At 60.7% G+C, this 17,493-nt stretch carries 17 protein-coding genes and 3 tRNA genes; 8 read left to right on the top strand and 12 right to left on the bottom strand.

Features of this window, described 5'->3' with window-relative positions:
- Window positions 1-11 precede the first annotated feature (11 nt).
- The 7 genes from ACOYO3_RS02510 to ACOYO3_RS02480 all read right to left on the bottom strand — a co-directional run bounded on the left by ACOYO3_RS02510 (window position 12) and on the right by ACOYO3_RS02480 (window position 2,832).
- Window positions 12-1,142 carry a UDP-N-acetylmuramate dehydrogenase gene (locus ACOYO3_RS02510; RefSeq protein ID WP_002516000.1) on the bottom strand — a complete coding sequence of 377 codons (1,131 nt, stop codon included), beginning with the start codon at window positions 1,140-1,142 and terminating at the stop codon, window positions 12-14.
- Window positions 1,139-1,555 (bottom strand): MaoC family dehydratase, encoded by a 417-nt coding sequence (locus tag ACOYO3_RS02505; protein ID WP_002517590.1) that lies wholly within the window; start codon window positions 1,553-1,555, stop codon window positions 1,139-1,141. Before ACOYO3_RS02505 ends, ACOYO3_RS02510 begins: the two co-directional genes overlap by 4 nt.
- Window positions 1,552-1,980: an FAS1-like dehydratase domain-containing protein gene (locus ACOYO3_RS02500; protein ID WP_002514899.1), complete on the bottom strand. Its 429-nt coding sequence runs from the start codon at window positions 1,978-1,980 to the stop codon at window positions 1,552-1,554. The genes ACOYO3_RS02505 and ACOYO3_RS02500 overlap by 4 nt, the downstream gene beginning before the upstream one ends.
- Before the next feature lie 129 nt (window positions 1,981-2,109).
- A complete protein-coding gene (gene rpmG / locus ACOYO3_RS02495; RefSeq protein ID WP_002514900.1) occupies window positions 2,110-2,280 on the bottom strand; it encodes a 50S ribosomal protein L33 in 171 nt (56 codons plus the stop codon).
- A 55-nt stretch (window positions 2,281-2,335) separates the two neighbouring features.
- Window positions 2,336-2,410, bottom strand: a tRNA-Met gene (locus tag ACOYO3_RS02490).
- Window positions 2,411-2,475: 65 nt separating this feature from the next.
- Window positions 2,476-2,548 (bottom strand) — tRNA-Thr (locus tag ACOYO3_RS02485).
- 202 nt (window positions 2,549-2,750) lie between these two features.
- A tRNA-Tyr gene (locus ACOYO3_RS02480) sits at window positions 2,751-2,832 on the bottom strand.
- Window positions 2,833-3,002: 170 nt separating this feature from the next.
- Between ACOYO3_RS02480 and ACOYO3_RS02475 the strand changes: the two genes are divergently transcribed.
- A complete protein-coding gene (locus tag ACOYO3_RS02475) occupies window positions 3,003-3,896 on the top strand; it encodes an exodeoxyribonuclease III (protein WP_002515952.1) in 894 nt (297 codons plus the stop codon).
- A 1-nt stretch (window position 3,897) separates the two neighbouring features.
- On the opposite strand, the gene ACOYO3_RS02470 is transcribed toward ACOYO3_RS02475, so the two are convergent.
- The 5 genes from ACOYO3_RS02470 to ACOYO3_RS02450 all read right to left on the bottom strand — a co-directional run bounded on the left by ACOYO3_RS02470 (window position 3,898) and on the right by ACOYO3_RS02450 (window position 7,791).
- Entirely contained in the window at window positions 3,898-4,833 is a 936-nt protein-coding gene (locus ACOYO3_RS02470; protein WP_002515985.1) for an enoyl-CoA hydratase/isomerase family protein, read from the bottom strand.
- Between the two features lie 96 nt (window positions 4,834-4,929).
- Entirely contained in the window at window positions 4,930-6,510 is a 1,581-nt protein-coding gene (gene mptB, locus ACOYO3_RS02465) for a polyprenol phosphomannose-dependent alpha 1,6 mannosyltransferase MptB (RefSeq protein ID WP_014167066.1), read from the bottom strand.
- Window positions 6,507-6,815 (bottom strand): 4Fe-4S binding protein, encoded by a 309-nt coding sequence (locus ACOYO3_RS02460; RefSeq protein WP_002516088.1) that lies wholly within the window; start codon window positions 6,813-6,815, stop codon window positions 6,507-6,509. The genes mptB and ACOYO3_RS02460 overlap by 4 nt, the downstream gene beginning before the upstream one ends.
- On the bottom strand, window positions 6,812-7,396 hold the full coding sequence (locus ACOYO3_RS02455; protein WP_002516021.1) for an NADH-quinone oxidoreductase subunit C: 585 nt from the start codon (window positions 7,394-7,396) through the stop codon (window positions 6,812-6,814). Before ACOYO3_RS02455 ends, ACOYO3_RS02460 begins: the two co-directional genes overlap by 4 nt.
- Entirely contained in the window at window positions 7,393-7,791 is a 399-nt protein-coding gene (locus ACOYO3_RS02450; RefSeq protein ID WP_002516075.1) for an NADH dehydrogenase, read from the bottom strand. The genes ACOYO3_RS02455 and ACOYO3_RS02450 overlap by 4 nt, the downstream gene beginning before the upstream one ends.
- A 152-nt stretch (window positions 7,792-7,943) precedes the next feature.
- Between ACOYO3_RS02450 and ACOYO3_RS02445 the strand changes: the two genes are divergently transcribed.
- The 7 genes from ACOYO3_RS02445 to ACOYO3_RS02415 all read left to right on the top strand — a co-directional run bounded on the left by ACOYO3_RS02445 (window position 7,944) and on the right by ACOYO3_RS02415 (window position 17,470).
- Window positions 7,944-9,911, top strand: a complete 1,968-nt coding sequence (locus ACOYO3_RS02445) for a 2-oxoacid:acceptor oxidoreductase subunit alpha (protein WP_002525166.1) — start codon at window positions 7,944-7,946, stop codon at window positions 9,909-9,911.
- Window position 9,912: 1 nt separating this feature from the next.
- Entirely contained in the window at window positions 9,913-10,998 is a 1,086-nt protein-coding gene (locus ACOYO3_RS02440) for a 2-oxoacid:ferredoxin oxidoreductase subunit beta (RefSeq protein WP_002525167.1), read from the top strand.
- 415 nt (window positions 10,999-11,413) lie between these two features.
- Window positions 11,414-13,597 (top strand): PKD domain-containing protein, encoded by a 2,184-nt coding sequence (locus ACOYO3_RS02435; RefSeq protein ID WP_002545417.1) that lies wholly within the window; start codon window positions 11,414-11,416, stop codon window positions 13,595-13,597.
- Window positions 13,594-14,217, top strand: a complete 624-nt coding sequence (locus ACOYO3_RS02430) for a hypothetical protein (RefSeq protein WP_014172561.1) — start codon at window positions 13,594-13,596, stop codon at window positions 14,215-14,217. The genes ACOYO3_RS02435 and ACOYO3_RS02430 overlap by 4 nt, the downstream gene beginning before the upstream one ends.
- Before the next feature lie 17 nt (window positions 14,218-14,234).
- Complete coding sequence (locus ACOYO3_RS02425) at window positions 14,235-14,831, top strand: hypothetical protein (protein ID WP_002519598.1); 597 nt, start codon at window positions 14,235-14,237, stop codon at window positions 14,829-14,831.
- Window positions 14,832-15,284: 453 nt separating this feature from the next.
- Complete coding sequence (locus ACOYO3_RS02420; RefSeq protein ID WP_002515415.1) at window positions 15,285-15,413, top strand: hypothetical protein; 129 nt, start codon at window positions 15,285-15,287, stop codon at window positions 15,411-15,413.
- Window positions 15,414-15,487: 74 nt separating this feature from the next.
- Window positions 15,488-17,470, top strand: coding sequence for a M13 family metallopeptidase (locus ACOYO3_RS02415; RefSeq protein ID WP_002518028.1), 1,983 nt, complete (start codon window positions 15,488-15,490; stop codon window positions 17,468-17,470).
- Window positions 17,471-17,493 lie beyond the last annotated feature (23 nt).

Below are 17,493 nucleotides of genomic sequence, written 5' to 3'. Positions count from 1 at the left end.
GCTAGGACGCGTCAGATCGTGCAGCCGATCAAGCGCGGCTCGGGCACCAAGGTGATCCCATAAACGTCGCGGACTCCGTCAATAACAGTGCGTGCGAGGGTGGTGAAGTCGCCTGAACTGGCACCGCCACGATTCGTCAAAGCCAGGACATGTTTGGTCGACAAACTCGCTGGCGCGTCCTCAGCCACTTTGAACCCCTTACCATAACCGGCGTGGTCAATAAGCCAGGCCGCACTCGTCTTGACCCGACCGTCGGACTGGGCGAAGGCCGGGGCCCCTTCCGGAACCTGGTCCGGAGACACCAGGGGGTTGGTGAAAAAGGACCCGGCACTCCAGGTGTCATGGTCATTGGGGTTGAGGACCATCCCTTTGCCGGCACGGACCGCTAACACCGTCTCACGCACCTGGGAGGTATCGACCCTCTCCCCCGGCTCTACCCCCAAACGTCGCGCTAATTCGGCGTAGCGGACTGGCAGAGAGCGGGTACCGAGGTTGAATTGCATGGTGACGTCGAGGACGACGTAGCGATCGGGCTCAGCCTTGAAACGGCTCGAGCGATACCCGAAATCACATTGGTCAGCGGTAAAAGTGCGCTGAGTATCGTCGACGCGGTCCCACGTACGCACCCGCGCGATAAACTCCCCCACTTCGACGCCGTACGCACCGACGTTCTGGATGGGCGTCGACCCGACGAGACCGGGGATGCCAGAGAGAAACTCCGGGCCGATCCATTCCTGCTCAATGGCATGGACAACGAAATCGTCCCAAACCTGGCCTGCGGCGACCGTCACCAAGGCACCCCCACACGATGACACCTCCGCGGACAGTCCCGAGGTAGCGACGCGGACGACGGTGCCGTCGAACCCATTGTCACCGACGAGGACATTCGAGCCACCGCCGAGCACCAGGCACGGCTCGCCGCGCCGATCACAGTCACGAACAGTTGCCAAGAGTTCGTCGTGGGTCGTCGCGATGACAAGGTGACGCGCCGGGCCACCCACCTTCAAGGTCGTCAGGGGGGCCAGCGGCACGTCCTCGCCACCGGACAGACAAGTCGTCGTTCCAATGACCTCGTGATGAATCGTGCTGCAGGCCTCAGTGGGGTCGTCGTCCTCGTAGGGGCCAATGACCGTGGTGCTCATTGCTCCCCCTGCCTTACGACCACTTCGACCCGGCCCAGGACCGATTGGCCATCGCACTTGACGTCGACAGCCAGAGTCGCCGCCTCCTCGCTGACCTTGCGCACCGTGGCGGCGACCTCGATAGCGGTGCCCCCCTCGGTATCCGGAACCTGGACCGGTCGGGTGAAGCGCGCTCGCTGCGAAACCACCCGCTCAGGGCCGCCGACCCAATCGATGACAGTGCCAAGAGCCGCACCCATAGTCCACATACCGTGGGCGATAACTCCGTCCATGCCGGCCTCGCGGGCAGCTCGATCACTGTAGTGGATGGGGTTAAAGTCGCCGGATGCGCCTGCGTAACGGACCAGAGTAGTCCGAGTAACGTTGATGGCTCGCGGGCCGAAAGTCTGCCCCTCCGACAGCTGTACGCTCATGCGTTCCCCTCTGGACGGGTATGCCACAACGTTGAAGTGGCATTGCCCAAGTGCTCGCCGTCGACGTGATCCAACGAGACGTTAATGCCGATGATGTCGGTATTGCCTCGGGTACGCACAGAAGTGATAGTGAGGGCGGCTGTCACCTCGTCGCCTTCATGAAGCGGACGGATCCAGTGAAAGGACTGGTCAGTGTGGATCATGTGCTCCAGGCGCAGGTCAAGCTGCTCGTCGTCGAACAACGCCTCCCACGCCCGAGACGCCAACACCATCGCGAAGGTGGGCGGAGCAATGGGGTCGTCGCCTCGATAGGCCGGAGCGTTATCCCCCAAAGCAGTGGCAAGCTCCCGGATTTTCTCTGCGGTAACAAGGTACGGGTCTGTCGTCGGGTAGGTGCGCCCAACGTCATGAGAACTGATCGACATGTCGTCAGGCTATCCCAGACCCCGCCGCCACAGAATACCTCGGAGCATTTAATTGCTCATAACACACAGCACGAGGGGCCGCCTCTAAAGCAGCCCCTCGTTTAAGGTTCTTGGGTTCAGGTCCCGGTCTCAGCGGGTCTCGCGGTGCGCGGTGTGCTTGCGGCAGCGCGGGCAGAACTTCGCCATCTCCATGCGATCAGGATTGTTTCGGCGGTTCTTCTTGGTGATGTAGTTGCGCTCCTTGCACTCGGTGCAGGCGAGCGTGATCTTCGGGCGAACGTCGCCGGACTTCTTGGCCATCTTTCCTACTTTCGAGCCGTATGGAGTGTGCGCTCCCGAGTTTCCCCGGTTAAATTGGTAGCGGGAGCGGGAATCGAACCCGCGACACAGCGATTATGAGCCGCTTGCTCTACCCCTGAGCTACCCCGCCAATGTGATCCTCGGCACCGCATCTTGGCCCGGCCCACCGGGCGAGTGGGGCCGATTCACACTCAGAGCCCCCAAGCAGAATCGAACTGCTGACCTTCTCCTTACCATGGAGACGCTCTGCCTACTGAGCTATAGGGGCAACGGATGAGAAAACTACACGAGCTTTCGACCGTTGGCAAATCAGAACCCGAGTCTCCTCAACCCCCGGGATTAAACCCCGAAACCGGCTTTCAGTCGAACCGAGCCGTCCCGCCTCATCACATCTCCAACCGACCAATGTCAGCCCGAGACCCGGTTATGGCGAAACCAACCCCCGAATCCATCCGACCCGGGGGGTTGCGTGGCAGGTGTTGGATTCGAACCAACGTAGGCGAAACCGACGGTTTTACAGACCGCTCCCTTTGGCCACTCGGGCAACCTGCCGTGCTGGCGTTAACCAGCGATCGATAATATTAGCAGGCAGGCCGCAGTCATGACCAATTGGTATGTGAATCAGGCCGCACTCGTACCACCCACCACCAGAGACGTCACCGGTTGCACGAGATCGCCCAGGACAACCGCCTCCGTACTCCGCGTGTGACACACTCCTGCATATGCGCATCGCCAGCTTCAACATCAACGGTATCCGAGCTGCCCTGAAGCGGGGATTCTCCGAGAGGATGGAGGCTCGTGACTGCGACGTAATCGGACTGCAAGAAGTGCGTTGCCGTCCTGCCGACCTACCCGAAGGAGCCTTCGGCGACCGTCACGTCTCCTGGGCACCCGGCTCGCTGGCCGGACGCAACGGCGTCGCTCTCCTCACCCGTACCGCCCCGGCCGAGGTCCGGTCCTGGGGAACCCACCTCGTCATGGCACCCGGCCAGGCTCCTACACCCGCACAGGCACTCACAGGCAACACCGACGGCCTCCCCACCGAATTGCTGCCCTTCGCCGACGAGGGACGTTACATCGAGGTCGACCTGGCCGATACTCCCCTCACCGTCGCTTGCCTCTACCTGCCCAAAGGCGCCACCCCGGATCCAGCCAACGAGAAAACCATCGCCAAGCAGGACCGCAAAATGGCCTTCCTGACAGGGTTCCGCGACCACCTAGTCCGACGCCGCCAAGAATGCACCACCCAAGGCCGTCACTTCCTCGTTATGGGTGACTTCAACATCGCCCACGAAAACGCCGACCTCAAGAACTGGAAAGCCAACCAGCGCAATGAGGGATTCCTACCCGAAGAGAGGCAGTGGTTTGACACCATCCTGTCCCCCGACACCCTCATTGACGTTGTGCGCGCCCAGCACCCCGACACCAACGGGCCCTACTCGTGGTGGAGCTGGCGCGGCAAGGCCTTCGTTAATGACGCGGGCTGGCGTATCGACTACCACCTGGCGTCACCAGAGTTGGCGAGCAAAGCCATCACGGCCGAGATTGATCGTGACCCCTCCTACTCCGAGCGCACCTCCGACCACGCAGCAGTAGTCGTCGACTATGACCTGTAAGTCAGGACGGGTCGAACATCCCCTCAACCTGACGAGCGGGCACGTCAGCCACGCTCTCGTGGGACCAATGCGGGTTGCGGTCCTTGTCGACCAGCTGGGCGCGCACCCCCTCACAAAAGTCCGAATTGCGCATAAAGGACCGCCCCAGAGCACGATCAGTCTCCAACACCTCGCCAAGACCTGACGCGGATTCAGCCCTCACGACAGCGGCCAATGCGACAGCTACCGACAACGGACAGCGCGTCGCGATGTGCTCAGCCGTCTTACGCGCGGCCGGCTCGGGACGATCAGCCAATCGACGACACACCTCGACGGGATCATCAGTGTCATAACACTCCTGAATCCACACCGCATCGCGCGCCAACTGACAAGCGACCGGATCGACGTCAACGGGCTCGCCGTCGGCGTCGACGACCTCATCTACCAAACCGGCCCACAGCGCCGAAGCCGCATCGATGAAGGCCCCGGTCATGGCTATATGGCGGCCGACAAGGCGCGGGGCCCGAGAGAGCTCGAAACACGCACCCACGTCAGGCCATAGACCAATACCCGTTTCCGGCATCGCAAGGACGAGGTCGTCGCGAGCCTCGACCCGCTTAAGGCGCAGTGCCAACCCAAGCCCGCCGCCCATGGAAATGCCATGCAGATGCGCGGTCCCCGAATGCACCTCAGCAATGGCAGCGTCAACGTCGTACTCACCATCCAACCAGTCACCAGCGGCCTCGGGATCCTTTAATACCAACGATCTGAGCTCGCGAATGTCAGCTCCCGAACAGTAGCCGCGCTCTCCCGCACCGGATAGATCGATGCTGCGCGGCGATCCCTTGACGGCCTCCCCAATAGCCCCCAGCATCTCACCAGATAACGAGTTGATCGCTCGGGGACGGTCCAAGATGATCGTGACATCGTCGGTACCGCTGATCTTCACCTCATCCATATCCCCAGCCTGCCACGTCAAGAACTCGCGTCGTCACTTTCCGCTCCCAACAACCACGGCTACCGCCATCGAACTATCCGCTGCATACCGGGCGCTCTAACAGTCAATGGACCTTGTGGGGTGCGGAACGTGAACGTCTTTGTGCGTCCACCCTTGTCCCAGGCTGTGTTCGTGCCACACCAGGCGGGCCGCCAGCACCAGGACCAGCGCAACACCAAGAGCTGCGGCACTATTGCGCCAGGACAGGTTGACCGCATCGAAGGACAACATGATGACGGTGGTCCACACCGCAGGGCGAACGAAGCGGGCAGCTTCGTCGATCAGGGGCAGTAGCAGCGCCCCCCACAGCACATACCAGGAATGCAGTGCTGGGGCACATAATGCCACGGCAAGAAATCCCAGCGCCAGGAAAGACAGCGGCTTGCACGGTAGCAACCGGACGGCCATGACCACCAACAGAAACACACCGACGAGCATGCCAATGGCCTGAGAAATCGGAATGACAGCTGCCGCTGCTTGATGTGCGCCAAAGGAACCAAGCACCATTCGCACACCCATGCCGACCAGAGTGAAGGGCGACACCGTCAACACCATACCAGGAACGTTGACGGCGTGGTACCAGCCAAACCCTAAACCCGATGCCCACGAAATACCCGAAAAAACAGCCACCGAGATAGTGAGGGACCCTACCGTTCGCCCCAAAGCCGGGAAAAGGTGGCGCGGATGCCACGACGCCATAGGATGACGGATCAGCGGCAGAGCAACTGCGACCATAAATGCCGGCTGTTTGACGGCCGCCGCGCCCCCGACAAGTACCGCGCCAATCGCCCATGACCAGCTCGTCATGCAAGCAATCCACAACCCGATAACAACCAGCCCCATCATGAGGGCGTCATTATGTGCTCCCCCGATGAAGTCCACCACGAGGATGGGGTTGAGGGTGGAGAACCAGGCTGCAAAGTGCGGGTCTCGTCCGACTCGACGCGCCACCCGGGACAACAACAACCCTATAGCGATAACGCCTAAGAGAGCCGGAACACGCATAAAGACCGACGACCAGTAGGGATTGTCCCCAGTGAGGTGGACGATCCCATGTTGGACGACGAGGGCTAAAGGACCGTAGGGGGTCTTGGTATAACGCCATTCCTGGGCAACTTGGTCGGCGAAGGCCCCAGGTAGCAACCCGGGATACCCCTCATAGGGGCTGATGCCGTTTTCCAGCAGCCAGCCCTGGGCAGCATAGGAGTAGGCGTCGTGGCTGAAGATGGGTGGAGCGAGTAGGAAAGGCAGACCCCACACGCCGAGTACAGCCCACGGGTGTAGTCCAGCACGAATACCTGGAAGGTGTTTAAAGCATCGACGCGCATGCTTCGGCAGCGGTTCCGCAGTAAGGTCACGCGGCTCGCGACCAGGCCGCAGGCGCAGCCAGGAATCGACCAGCAAACCAACGCCGACGAGGACAAGCAAGGTCCCGACGATACGCCACGTTGATCCGCGTAAACCAGCCTCGTTTAGTCGAGACCACCATGGCGAGTTCAGTGGCAGATAGGCCGGGGTCAGTGATCCGGCCGTGATGAGAATCGTCCCGACCAGCCCTTCCAGGACCGACCAGGACCTCCAGGCGCGCACATAGGCAAGCCATCTGATCCGTCGCCGCCGCCCAACCGGCTGCTTCACCGATCACCGTCCAATCCCCACGCGCTGACCAAATCGGTGCGCGACAACGATTCCGAAACACGCTTGTCACTCCAGGACAGGGCGTCAAACGGGCAGGACTCGATGCACATGCCGCAATACATGCACAGCCCCCAGTCGATAGCGAACTCGTCGAGAACGGCTACCGTGCGGGGACGGCGAGCATCGCAGTCCGGAACCGCTTCGTGGTGAGCGTCGATGGTGATGCACCAAGCCGGACACTCGCGGGCACAGATCATGCAGGAGGTGCACGCGTCGACGTCAAGGTTGATAGCCGAATGTCTCATGCCTGCCTGCCTGACGCCGTGCTTGCCATTCGACGGGCAGCTGATCGCGGGCGCCGGCCAGACATGGCCGCGATGACCTCGGCATCCGGAATATCCTCACCGTCTTTGATACGCCGCCACGTCTCAGGGTCAGGAACGCCGACCGGCAGACGTCGACTCGCGGACTTCGAGCCAGCCTGGTCAGCCGCACCCGGCCACACGGTGTCAGCTCGCTGCGCCAACACAGCTTCCTTGCGCAGGGGCGGTTTCGGTGCATCGTGGACAAGGAGGGCACGATCATCTGCCCCAGGGCCGACAAACCTCACACCAAAAAAGTCGTGGATCTCCCGCTGATACCAGGATGCCCCGGCCAGCACGCCGACAATCGAGTCCAAGGTCCCGCCGTCACGAGGCACACGGGTGGAGATAGTCACGTCGTCGCCGTCATGATTCTCGAGGCGACAAACCACGATGATGTCGGGATCCTGGCCGCGCTCCCCTGTCCCGTCGATGGCCGTCAGATGAGCCAGCCACGGGTGAGTGGACACCGCCTGGGCAACAGCGTCGTGCCAGCCGATTGCAGGGACATCGCTGGTCGTCATGCGGCCTCCCGGGACGAGGCCAACAACCCGGTGAGCGTTTCAGGTCCGGGGGGACAGCCCGGAATCCAGTGATCGGCGTCGACCCCCGCATCCGGAAGTCCAGCGACAACACCAGCTGAATCCCAGTACGGTCCGCCTGCACAGGCGCACGCTCCAAAAGCCACCACGTCAACGGGATGGTTGCGCTTGAGTTCATGGACAGTGTCAGACACCACGGGCGCCAGACCAGTTGTCACCGTCCCGGAAACGAGCACCACTATCGGGGCGCCGTCTGGGATCTCTTCGCGCACCGGAGCGTTGGCCAACACGGCAGCCCCACTCTCGACCCCACAGCAGGCCAGCGCGAGGTCGACGACGTACACGGATCCGTCGGCGAACCAGTCGATGAACTTCACCAGGTCATCCTACCGAGGATACTGTTCATCACATTCGCGTGGCAGCGCGCAGCCGGGACCGAAGTTCGATAAGCAAAGGCTCGATGGTAGCGTTAGTAGCTGGTTCCGAAGCATCCAGACGCGCATCGTCGGTGCGGTCGTCCGCCACCCATATGACACGTCAACAACGGAATCCCGCGACGAGAAAAGAGGTCAGAGTGCCTTCCACCGACACGGCACATCACACCACTGACGAGCGAGAGGTCCAGCCCCTCGACCGAGTAGTCATTCGATTCGCCGGCGATTCCGGCGACGGCATGCAGTTGACCGGCGACCGCTTCACCGCCGAGTCCGCCATCCATGGCAACGACATTTCGACCTTGCCGAACTTCCCTGCCGAGATCCGCGCCCCCCAGGGCACGATCCCCGGCGTCTCAAGTTTCCAGGTGCACTTCGCCAATTACGACATCGCCACCCCGGGTGACCAACCTGACGTCTTGGTCGTCATGAACCCCGCCGCCTTGGCCGCGAACCTCGGCGACATCCGCCGCGGCGGACTCATCATCCTCGACTCCGCCGAGTTCACCGCGAAAAATCTCAAAAAAGCCGGATACACCGAGGATCCGCGCAATGACGGCACGCTGGAGTCCTACCAGGTCGTCGAGCTCAACCTCACCGGGCTGGCCGTAGCTGCCGTCGAACCTTTCAACCTTGGCCGCAAGAATTCTGAGCGCGCCAAAAACATGTTCGCCCTCGGACTGCTGACCTGGCTATACGGACGTCCCCTCGGCCCCTCGGAGAAGTTCCTAGCTAGCAAGTTCGCTTCCAAGCCGGACATTCGGGACGCCAACTTTGCCGCGCTCAAGGCCGGGCATGCCTACGGCGAGACGTGCGAACTATTCCGGGTGCGCTACGAGGTGGCCCCGGCCCCGATGCCCGAAGGCACCTACCGTCAGGTCACCGGCAATCTCGCCACCGCGTACGGTCTCATCACGGGTGCCAACCGGGCCGGGCTGCAGCTGTTCTTAGGCTCCTACCCCATCACCCCGGCCTCCGACATCCTCCACGAGCTGTCTAAGCGCAAGGCCCACAACGTCGTCACCTTCCAGGCCGAGGACGAGATCGCTGGGGTCAGTTCTGCCATCGGTGCTTCCTTTTCCGGTTCGCTGGGCGTGACAACGACGTCGGGCCCCGGCATGAGCCTCAAGTCCGAGGCCATCGGCTTGGCCGTCATGACGGAGCTGCCGCTGGTGGTCGTCGACGTGCAGCGCGCCGGACCCTCCACCGGTATGCCGACCAAACCTGAGCAGGCCGACCTGCTACAGGCAATGTTTGGACGCAATGGCGAATCTCCCGTCCCGGTGCTCGCAGCGAAGTCCCCGTCGGATTGCTTCGACACTGCGCTGGAGGCTTGCCGTATCGCGGTGACCTATCGCACCCCCGTGATCATGCTTTCTGACGGCTACCTTGGCAACGGTGCGGAGCCGTGGAAGGTGCCTGATCTGGCTGAGATCCCGCGCATTGACCCCCATTTCGCGACCGAGCCGAACACCACCGCTGCCGACGGCTCGCCGCGGTTTATGCCTTACCGCCGTGACCCGCAAACCTTAGCGCGTCCGTGGGCGCTGCCCGGCACCAAAGGTCTGGAGCACCGCGTCGGTGGTCTGGAGAAGTCAGCCCACACCGGCGCGATCTCCTATGACCCGGCCAACCACGAGGAGATGGTGGCCACTCGGGCTGCCAAGGTGAAAGGCATCGCAAAGACCATTCCTCCGACTGCCGTCGACGATCCTTCCGGTGACGCCGACGTGCTCGTGCTCGGATGGGGTTCCGCGTACGGCCCGATCACCGCCGCCGTACGCCGAGTACGTGCTCGCGGCCTGTCCATCGCCCAGGCTCACGTGCGCCACCTTAACCCGCTACCGGAGGATCTGGGTGACGTGTTGCGTCGATACCGGCAGATCGTCGTCCCCGAAATGAACACCGGCCAATTCGCGATGCTGTTGCGCTCGAAGTACCTCATCGACGTCAAGACGATCTCGCGGGTGCGCGGGCTACCAATCTCGCCGGTGGACCTGTGCGATGAGTTGTGTCGCCACTGTGGTGACAGCAAGGGTAGCGACGATACGAGGGAGGCCTGAGATGACTGACATCACCACCGAGGATCGTCCCGCCGGCCTGGCGGATGTGCCGTTGGCGATTGAGCCGCTCAAGCGTCGGGACTTCGCCTCTGACCAGGAGGTGCGTTGGTGCCCCGGATGTGGCGATTACGCGATCTTGTCCACCTTCCAGGGTGTGCTGCCCAACCTGGGTATCGCCAAAGAGAACGCCGTCGTTATCTCGGGGATCGGCTGTTCCTCCCGCTTCCCGTATTATATGAATACTTACGGTATGCACTCGATCCATGGCCGTGCCCCGGCTATTGCGACGGGTGTGGCGGTGTCGCGTCCCGACCTGGCCGTGTTCGTCATCACTGGCGACGGCGACGCGCTGTCGATCGGGGGTAATCACCTCATCCACGCCATGCGACGCAACGTCAACCTGACGATTCTCATGTTTAACAACCGGATTTACGGTCTGACGAAGGGTCAGTACTCCCCTACCTCGGAGGCTGGCAAAGTTACGAAGTCCTCCCCGATGGGGTCGATCGACGCACCGTTCAACCCGTTGGCAGTGGCGTTGGGGGCGGGCTGCTCCTTCGTAGCTCGTGCCGTCGACTCTGATCGGAAGCATCTCGCCCAGGTACTCACCGCCGCCGCCAAGCATCGGGGCACCTCGTTTGTCGAGATGTATCAGAACTGCCCGATCTTCAATGACGGGGCGTTCGATGACTACAAGGGGCCCGAGGCCACCCAGCACCTCATCCGACTGGTTGATGGGGAGCCGGTGCTCGTCGGAGCTGACAATTCCCGCGGCGTGGTGCGCGACCCCGTAAGCGGCGAGTTAACGGTGGCTGACGTCGCCGAGGTGGGCATGGACCACGTGCTCGTTCACGACTCCCATCGCGCCGACCCGTCGCTGGCCTTCGAGTTGGCGCACTTGGACGACGGCACCGTCGTCACCCAGACCCCGGTCGGGATCTTCTACGACGTAGACCGCCCCACCTATGACGATCAGGCTCGCGCCCAAGTGAAACTGGCTTCCGGGGATGCGACCGACCCTGGCTCCCGTAACGCCGCGCTGCAACAGCTGCTACTCGGCAGCGACACCTGGCAAGTGCAGAGCTGACAACTCCCTGAGGCGAGGCCGACCGCGATTCTAACGTCGGTACCTCGCGGTTCTGAGTGCTGCTGCCCGGTCGATGTGGGGGTGACCTTGGTGGGAGGTACTATGTTCGTTGTCGGCCTAATGGGTGGGTTGATGCCTAGGTGGTGTGGGGAAGCTGGTGGGAGTCCGGCACTGTCGCGTAACCGTGACCATGCCTGTGTGGTGTGGGAGTCGGGGTACCAGGTCACGTGGGGGTGGTGTGGGGTTCCGTTGCGGGTTACGGGGTCGGCATCGACGCGTGAACGTCTGTGTTGTCTGTGGAGTCCCCTCGGGACGTTTCCGTGGAGGGACAAGATGATAGAAGCAGCAACAACGAAACGTAGGCGAGTGTTGGGCTCGCTGGTGGTGGCTGCGGTGGTGACTGGCACGGTGGGGGGTGCCTGTCCCGGCTCTAGCAGCGGGTGGGCCGAAACCCGCCGATTACGCTGCCCAGGCCGGTAAGGCAGCCGACTACATTAACGGGCATAGTGCTGATCTGACGAAGGGTGATTTGGGTCCGGAGTTGGACGGGGCGCTGGCGTTGATTTCTGCCGGCAAGACCGATGCGAAGCTTTTCGGCATGATCAAGAAAGATATTAAGGCTAAGGGGCCGTCGTATTGCACTTCTAAGAATGTGGGTGGGTGTGCGAAGGTGACGATCACCTTGCTGGCAGCTGGCGAGCCGACCACCTATGGGGGAACTGATTACGCTAAGCCGGTGACGTCGTTGCCGGATTCGGCACTCAAGGAGCGCCCGTTTCATCAGGCGTTGGACATGATCGCGTTGGAGCGGCTGGGCAAACCGATCCCGCAGAAGCTATTCAAGTCGATCACCGACTATGTCTCGGCGCGTCCCGGGCGGAATTATCCGAGTACTGATGGTCTTATGCTCGCCGCCCTGTCGCATGTGGTGTCTACAGCATACGGTCAGGAGGGGATTACGGCTGTCAAGGCGGCGCTTGTCAAACGGTTGGATGCCGATCGTCAGACAGATGGGTGGGGTTGGCCAGACCACGGTGCGAATGTGCGTGCGACGACGCGAGTGGCACCGGGTTTGTATCGGGCCGGTGACGCGAACCACAAAGACCAGGCTGTCAAGGGTCAGGCGTGGCTGGCCGGTCAGCAGCAGGTTGACGGCTCGTTCCCAAGTAATGTCGTTAGTCCCGCGTGGACGATGATGGCGACGGTGCAGGCGGTTCCGGTGTTGCGGGGTTTGCAGTCGTTGGACACTATTGGTGCTAATCCGGCTCGGGCGGTCACGGTTGATGGGTGGGTGCCGCCTCGCCGGTTGGTGAAGATGACTGTGCTGGGAGACTCCTACTCGGCAGGCAACGGAACCTTGGTTGATGGGTATCCGGCTGATGGGTCGTATCGCAGCCCTAAGAATTATGGTTCGGTGCTTACGCGCCGGTTGAATCGGGAGTTCGGGGACGATACCACGTTTCAGACTGATGTGCGGGCCTGGAGTGGCGCCCAAATCACTACCGGGGACCACACTATTGTCAGTCAGGCCGACGGAATGGATCCCCACACACATGTGGTCCTCATGACCGCCGGAGGCAACGACCTAGACTTCACCAGCGTCGTCGAAAACTGCTTCATTGAAAGAGTGTGGTCAGCAGCCGAATGTGGCGGCTCTGTTGATGCGTCACGCAAGAAGATTGATGCCACGATGACGAAAACGACGACGTTGTTGTCGCATATTCAGCAGCGGCTGGCCGATCCGGCTCACACACGGGTCATCCTGATCGGATACCCCTACCTCATCCGGGCGGACCGTGATGCCCCGGGAAGCGACGTGCCGTCTACTCGGGTGCGGGCCGCCGAGGACGAATTCCGCACCAAACAAACCGCCACAGTCAAGGCCTGGAACAAAACCCATGCCCTCAAAGTGACCTACACCCCCACCACCAGCCTGTTCAACACCCACGAACCCGAACCGCTGGTTCATAACGGTGACCAGAATCCGCAACGTTGGATCAACGCCGTCTTTGAGACCGCTGGCTACTCATATAATGGAAATGGCGTCATATTGTCAGAGCCAAGTCAAGATGAAAAGAATTGGTACCATCCGAATGTGGTCGGTCATGAGAAGATTGCTGGGTTGGTCCATGATGCGCTCCTGTCGAGAACGGTCAGGAGTGCGAGCTTGTCTGAGAGTGTTGCGCAGGTGGCCTCGGTGCCGGGGGTGCGGATGCGTGCCGCGGTGATCGGGCAAAGCCAGGTGCGCCGGGGTAACCCGTTGAGCCTAGACGCGTCCTCGTCGTATACAGCCTTTGGCCATATCCGCCGCTGGCAATGGGACTTAGACGGTGACCGACACTACGAAATCGATACCACCACGCCTGAGATCACTCGCACCCTCACCCGAATCGGAACATACCAGGCACACCTGCGCATCACCGATACCACCGGCACCACTGACACCCTCACCTTCCCAATCCAGGTCACCCGAGACGGCGACGGCGTACCCGATACACAAGACAACTGCCCCACCATAGCCAACCAAGACCAAACCGACACCGACCACAACGGCATCGGAGACGCCTGCGACCCCCACACCACCAGGACACCACGATGACCACCCACAAAAACACACACGAACAGCAATACCGCCACGCACCCCTCAACGGCCTCATCATCGGAGCCATCATCGGGGTTGCCTGGGTCCTCGTGCTTTTGATTCCTGGTTTGTTCGCGAATGACCCTTCGAGGCGAGCGAAAATGGATCTTGTCGCATTGATGTTGCCTATTCTTGGATGGATTACCGGGGCATGGGAACGGTCCTTTACTTCCCGTGGGGATCCAGCAAAAATAGAGCATGGAATTAAGGTGATCGGTGCCGCAATGATGACTGCAGTAGGAATTATGACGGCAGCCACTTTTTATACGCTAGTTGCAAGTCAAGATACCCTCCATGTGCCAGCTCGTGCCGCATACAGCACTAAGGCGTTTATCCTGTACCTGCTTCCATTAATGATGTTTCCTTGTGCCGGATGGGCACTCGGGGGTGCGCGAGTAAATAATATTCATGATACTCGATGGATCATTTCTAAGATGAGTATCATGGCGGGTGTAATGCTGTTCTTGTCTGTGACTTTCTGGTTTACCACGAGTTTATTTATAGAAGCATTATTTTTTCGAGTTCTGAGCGTATTCCCAAATAACGCGCGCCCTTGCAACAATCCGCGCCGACCATGACGAGATAGGGGACGCCTATGATCTTCTATACCGCTACTAAAGAGGCAGCAACGACCACCCACAAAAACACGGTTGAAGAGCAATACCGCCACGCACCCCTCAACGGCCTCATCATCGGAGCCATCGTTGGAGCTGTCTGGGCGCTCGTGGTCTTGGGATACCTCATATCTCTACTCCTCACAGAACAAGATACTGAGCTCTGTCCACCTGAACTCGTCATGTCGCCTATTTTTCCTGTGGCTGGGTGGCTTACCGGACTGTGGCAGCGAACCGCCGTCGACTGCGACGATATAACGAAACAAAAACGCAGAGTTAAGGCCATCACTGCCGTCATGTCGAGCCTTGCCGGTGTACTCATGGGCTCCATCGAGCGTTTCCTGACAACTCTGAGGTTCATCAACGGCAAGGAAACCCTCATATACTATCTTATTCTTCTCGCGGTGTTCTCCCTGATAGGGTGGATTCTTGGCACGGTAGACATTACCCTCAAGGAGAACGGTAGCCACTTTCTCATCAAGATGGGCGCGGCCACAGCAATCGCACTATTCACATCCGTGGCGGTGTCCTTTTATGTGTTTAACGCCATGCAGATAATTTTTTTCTTTGAGGTTTGAATAGTTTGGATCGTTGATCTAGGACGTTGAGGACTTGACCGGCGGGCATGATTCTCGCTGAGAGTAGTAGTAAAGCTTTCTCTAGTAAAGATGGTCATGCTCCGCTTATAGCCAGACGCTCGTGAGAACTAGATCAAAATTCGGAGACTACCCGCTATCGAGAAGCAAAGATGATCACTCCTAAAAGCACCATTGATAAGCAGTACCGGCGCGCACCCCTTAACGGTCTCATCATCAGCGCCGCCTAAGCTCCGGAAATTTTGCTCTCCATGTTGAGGCTGGGGAAGTCCTGATCGTCGCGCGTCGAGGGCTTCCCGTCACCCAGCTGACGCTCTATGCAGGCGGTCGCCGAGCAACCAAGCCCGCCCGCCAAGAGTCAATTTTCGATACCAGCGATCTGACCACAACTGCGATCGACAGCGAGACTGTCCTCAACGACCTACGCGGCAAACGATGACTCGTTGGTATCTCGACATCTCAGCCACTGCCTTCGACCTCCAAGTCAATGCACTAGCCATCTACGACCAGCGGTTGCAATCAGCGGCACGCGACTGCGGCCTGACGGTCGTCGCACCTTCCTGAGACGGAACGCCGAGTAGTGGCCGAAGCTGTGATAGGCGGAAATGCATGGCTAGCGCGCCGGATAGGGTGGACCTATGACCGCATCCTTCCAGGACCGGGACCCCGACGTCCGCCCAGCTGATGACCTCTTCCGCCACGTCAACGGGTCGTGGCTATCAACAACGACCATCCCCAACGATCAGGCGAGCACCGGATCGTTCCGGGTATTGCGTGACAACTCCGAGGCCGCCGTTCACGACATCCTTGAGGAACTGACCTCCGGCGACGCCCACGAGTTGCGGCAAGCGGCCAGCGCGTCAACTGACCACGAAGTCAACCTTATGGCCGAGCTGTACCGCCGATTCATGGACTCTGCCGCCGTCGAAGCCGTCGGCACGATCCCCTTGACGCCGATCTTGGCACGCATCGATCGCGTGACAACGATATCGGAGTTCATGACATTGCTAGGCCAGCACTACCGCGAATCCCTCGGCGCCTTGTTCTACCTTGCCGAGGAGTCGGATCCCGCCGATCCCACTCGTTACGTACCGTGGATGGGTCAGGCTGGACTAGGCCTGCCCGACGAGGCCTATTACCGTGACGACGACAAGGCTGAGGTCCGCGAGGCGTATGTGAGCCACGTCACCCGGATGCTCACCCTGGCCGGGCTGGACAACGCCGCCGACCAGGCTCAGGCCGTCATGGATCTAGAAACCGAAATCGCGTCCCACCACTGGGATCAGGTCCACTGCCGAGATATGAAAGCAGCCTTTAACCCCAAGACCTTTGACGACCTGGCCTCGACACATCCTGGCCTGCACCTCGAGCAATGGCGCCAAGGTGCTCGCATCCCCGTCGAAGTCCTGGCCACCGTCATCGACAACCAGCCATCCTTCTTCGATGGGGTCGAGGGAATGCTCGTCGACGAACGCCTTGACCAGTGGAAGTCGTGGGCACGCTGGCACGCCATATCTTCCCTGGCCTCCTATCTCAGCTCAGCCTTCGTCGATGAGAACTTCGACTTTTACGGTCGTGTCCTCAACGGCACCCCTGCGCTCAAGGCTCGATGGAAGCGCGGCGTCTCCTTCGTTGAATCGGCCATGGGCGAGGCCGTCGGCAAACTTTATGTCGCCAGGCACTTCCCTCCAGCAGCCAAAGAGCGAATGGACAACCTCGTCGCCAACCTGCTGGCGGCATATCGTCAGTCCATCTCGACACTGACATGGATGAGCGAGTCGACCCGAGCTGAAGCCCTTGACAAGCTCTCGGCCTTCCGCCCGAAGATCGGCTACCCGGAACATTGGCGCGATTTCTCGGGACTCCGGCTACCTGACGGAAGCCTGGTCGACGCCGTTCTAGCCTGCAATTCATTCCAACTCGACCGCACCATTGAGAAACTCTCGGGCCCCATGGATCCCGACGAGTGGCTCATGTTCCCGCAGACGGTCAATGCCTACTACCACCCATTGCGCAACGAGATCGTCTTCCCAGCAGCCATCCTGCAGCCGCCATTCTTCGACGTCGAGGCCGACGACGCCGTCAACTACGGCAGGATCGGGGCCGTCATCGGTCACGAGATCGGTCACGGTTTCGACGACCAGGGCTCGACCTGCGACGGTGCAGGCAGACTGCGTGACTGGTGGACCGCTGAGGATCGCACCGCCTTCGAGGAACGCACCAAGGGTCTCATCAGCCAGTATGACGCCCTTGTGCCGCTGCAACTACAACCGGACGGCCCACACGTCAACGGATCACTGACAATAGGCGAGAACATCGGCGACCTCGGCGGAGCGGGAATCGCTTTCAAAGCCCTGCAGATTTCTTTTGCGGGAACTGAGCCCGAGCCGATCGACGATGTGCCGTGGCAGCAGCGATTCTTCCTGTCCTACGCCCGGATCTGGCGCGAGAAACAGCGCGACGAGGCCCTACGCACTCAAATCGCCACAGACCCACACTCGCCCACCGAGTTCCGGTGCAACCAGATCGTCCGCAACATCGACGCCTTCCACGAAGCCTTCGGGGTGACCGAGGACGACCCGATGTGGCTGGCTCCCGAGAAGCGGGTCACCATCTGGTGATGATAATGCCCCCGAGTCCCACC

Origin of the sequence: Cutibacterium sp. KBN10P07758, assembly GCF_050286205.1 — a bacterium.
Taxonomy (GTDB): Bacteria; Actinomycetota; Actinomycetes; order Propionibacteriales; family Propionibacteriaceae; genus Cutibacterium; species Cutibacterium acnes.
The sequence above is the reverse complement of the archived record's forward strand: the minus strand, read 5'-3'. Positions and strand labels throughout refer to the sequence as shown.

Bases quoted from the DNA above. Each gene is read 5' to 3' on its own strand.
- ACOYO3_RS02510 (WP_002516000.1), bottom strand. From the start codon at position 1,142: ATGAGCACCACGGTCATTGGCCCCTACGAGGACGACGACCCCACTGAG.
- ACOYO3_RS02505 (WP_002517590.1), bottom strand. From the start codon at position 1,555: ATGAGCGTACAGCTGTCGGAGGGGCAGACTTTCGGCCCGCGAGCCATC.
- ACOYO3_RS02500 (WP_002514899.1), bottom strand. From the start codon at position 1,980: ATGTCGATCAGTTCTCATGACGTTGGGCGCACCTACCCGACGACAGAC.
- rpmG (WP_002514900.1), bottom strand. From the start codon at position 2,280: ATGGCCAAGAAGTCCGGCGACGTTCGCCCGAAGATCACGCTCGCCTGC.
- ACOYO3_RS02475 (WP_002515952.1), top strand. From the start codon at position 3,003: ATGCGCATCGCCAGCTTCAACATCAACGGTATCCGAGCTGCCCTGAAG.
- ACOYO3_RS02470 (WP_002515985.1), bottom strand. From the start codon at position 4,833: ATGGATGAGGTGAAGATCAGCGGTACCGACGATGTCACGATCATCTTG.
- ACOYO3_RS02460 (WP_002516088.1), bottom strand. From the start codon at position 6,815: ATGAGACATTCGGCTATCAACCTTGACGTCGACGCGTGCACCTCCTGC.
- ACOYO3_RS02455 (WP_002516021.1), bottom strand. From the start codon at position 7,396: ATGACGACCAGCGATGTCCCTGCAATCGGCTGGCACGACGCTGTTGCC.
- ACOYO3_RS02445 (WP_002525166.1), top strand. From the start codon at position 7,944: ATGACACGTCAACAACGGAATCCCGCGACGAGAAAAGAGGTCAGAGTG.
- ACOYO3_RS02440 (WP_002525167.1), top strand. From the start codon at position 9,913: ATGACTGACATCACCACCGAGGATCGTCCCGCCGGCCTGGCGGATGTG.
- ACOYO3_RS02430 (WP_014172561.1), top strand. From the start codon at position 13,594: ATGACCACCCACAAAAACACACACGAACAGCAATACCGCCACGCACCC.
- ACOYO3_RS02425 (WP_002519598.1), top strand. From the start codon at position 14,235: ATGATCTTCTATACCGCTACTAAAGAGGCAGCAACGACCACCCACAAA.
- ACOYO3_RS02420 (WP_002515415.1), top strand. From the start codon at position 15,285: ATGACTCGTTGGTATCTCGACATCTCAGCCACTGCCTTCGACCTCCAA.
- ACOYO3_RS02415 (WP_002518028.1), top strand. From the start codon at position 15,488: ATGACCGCATCCTTCCAGGACCGGGACCCCGACGTCCGCCCAGCTGAT.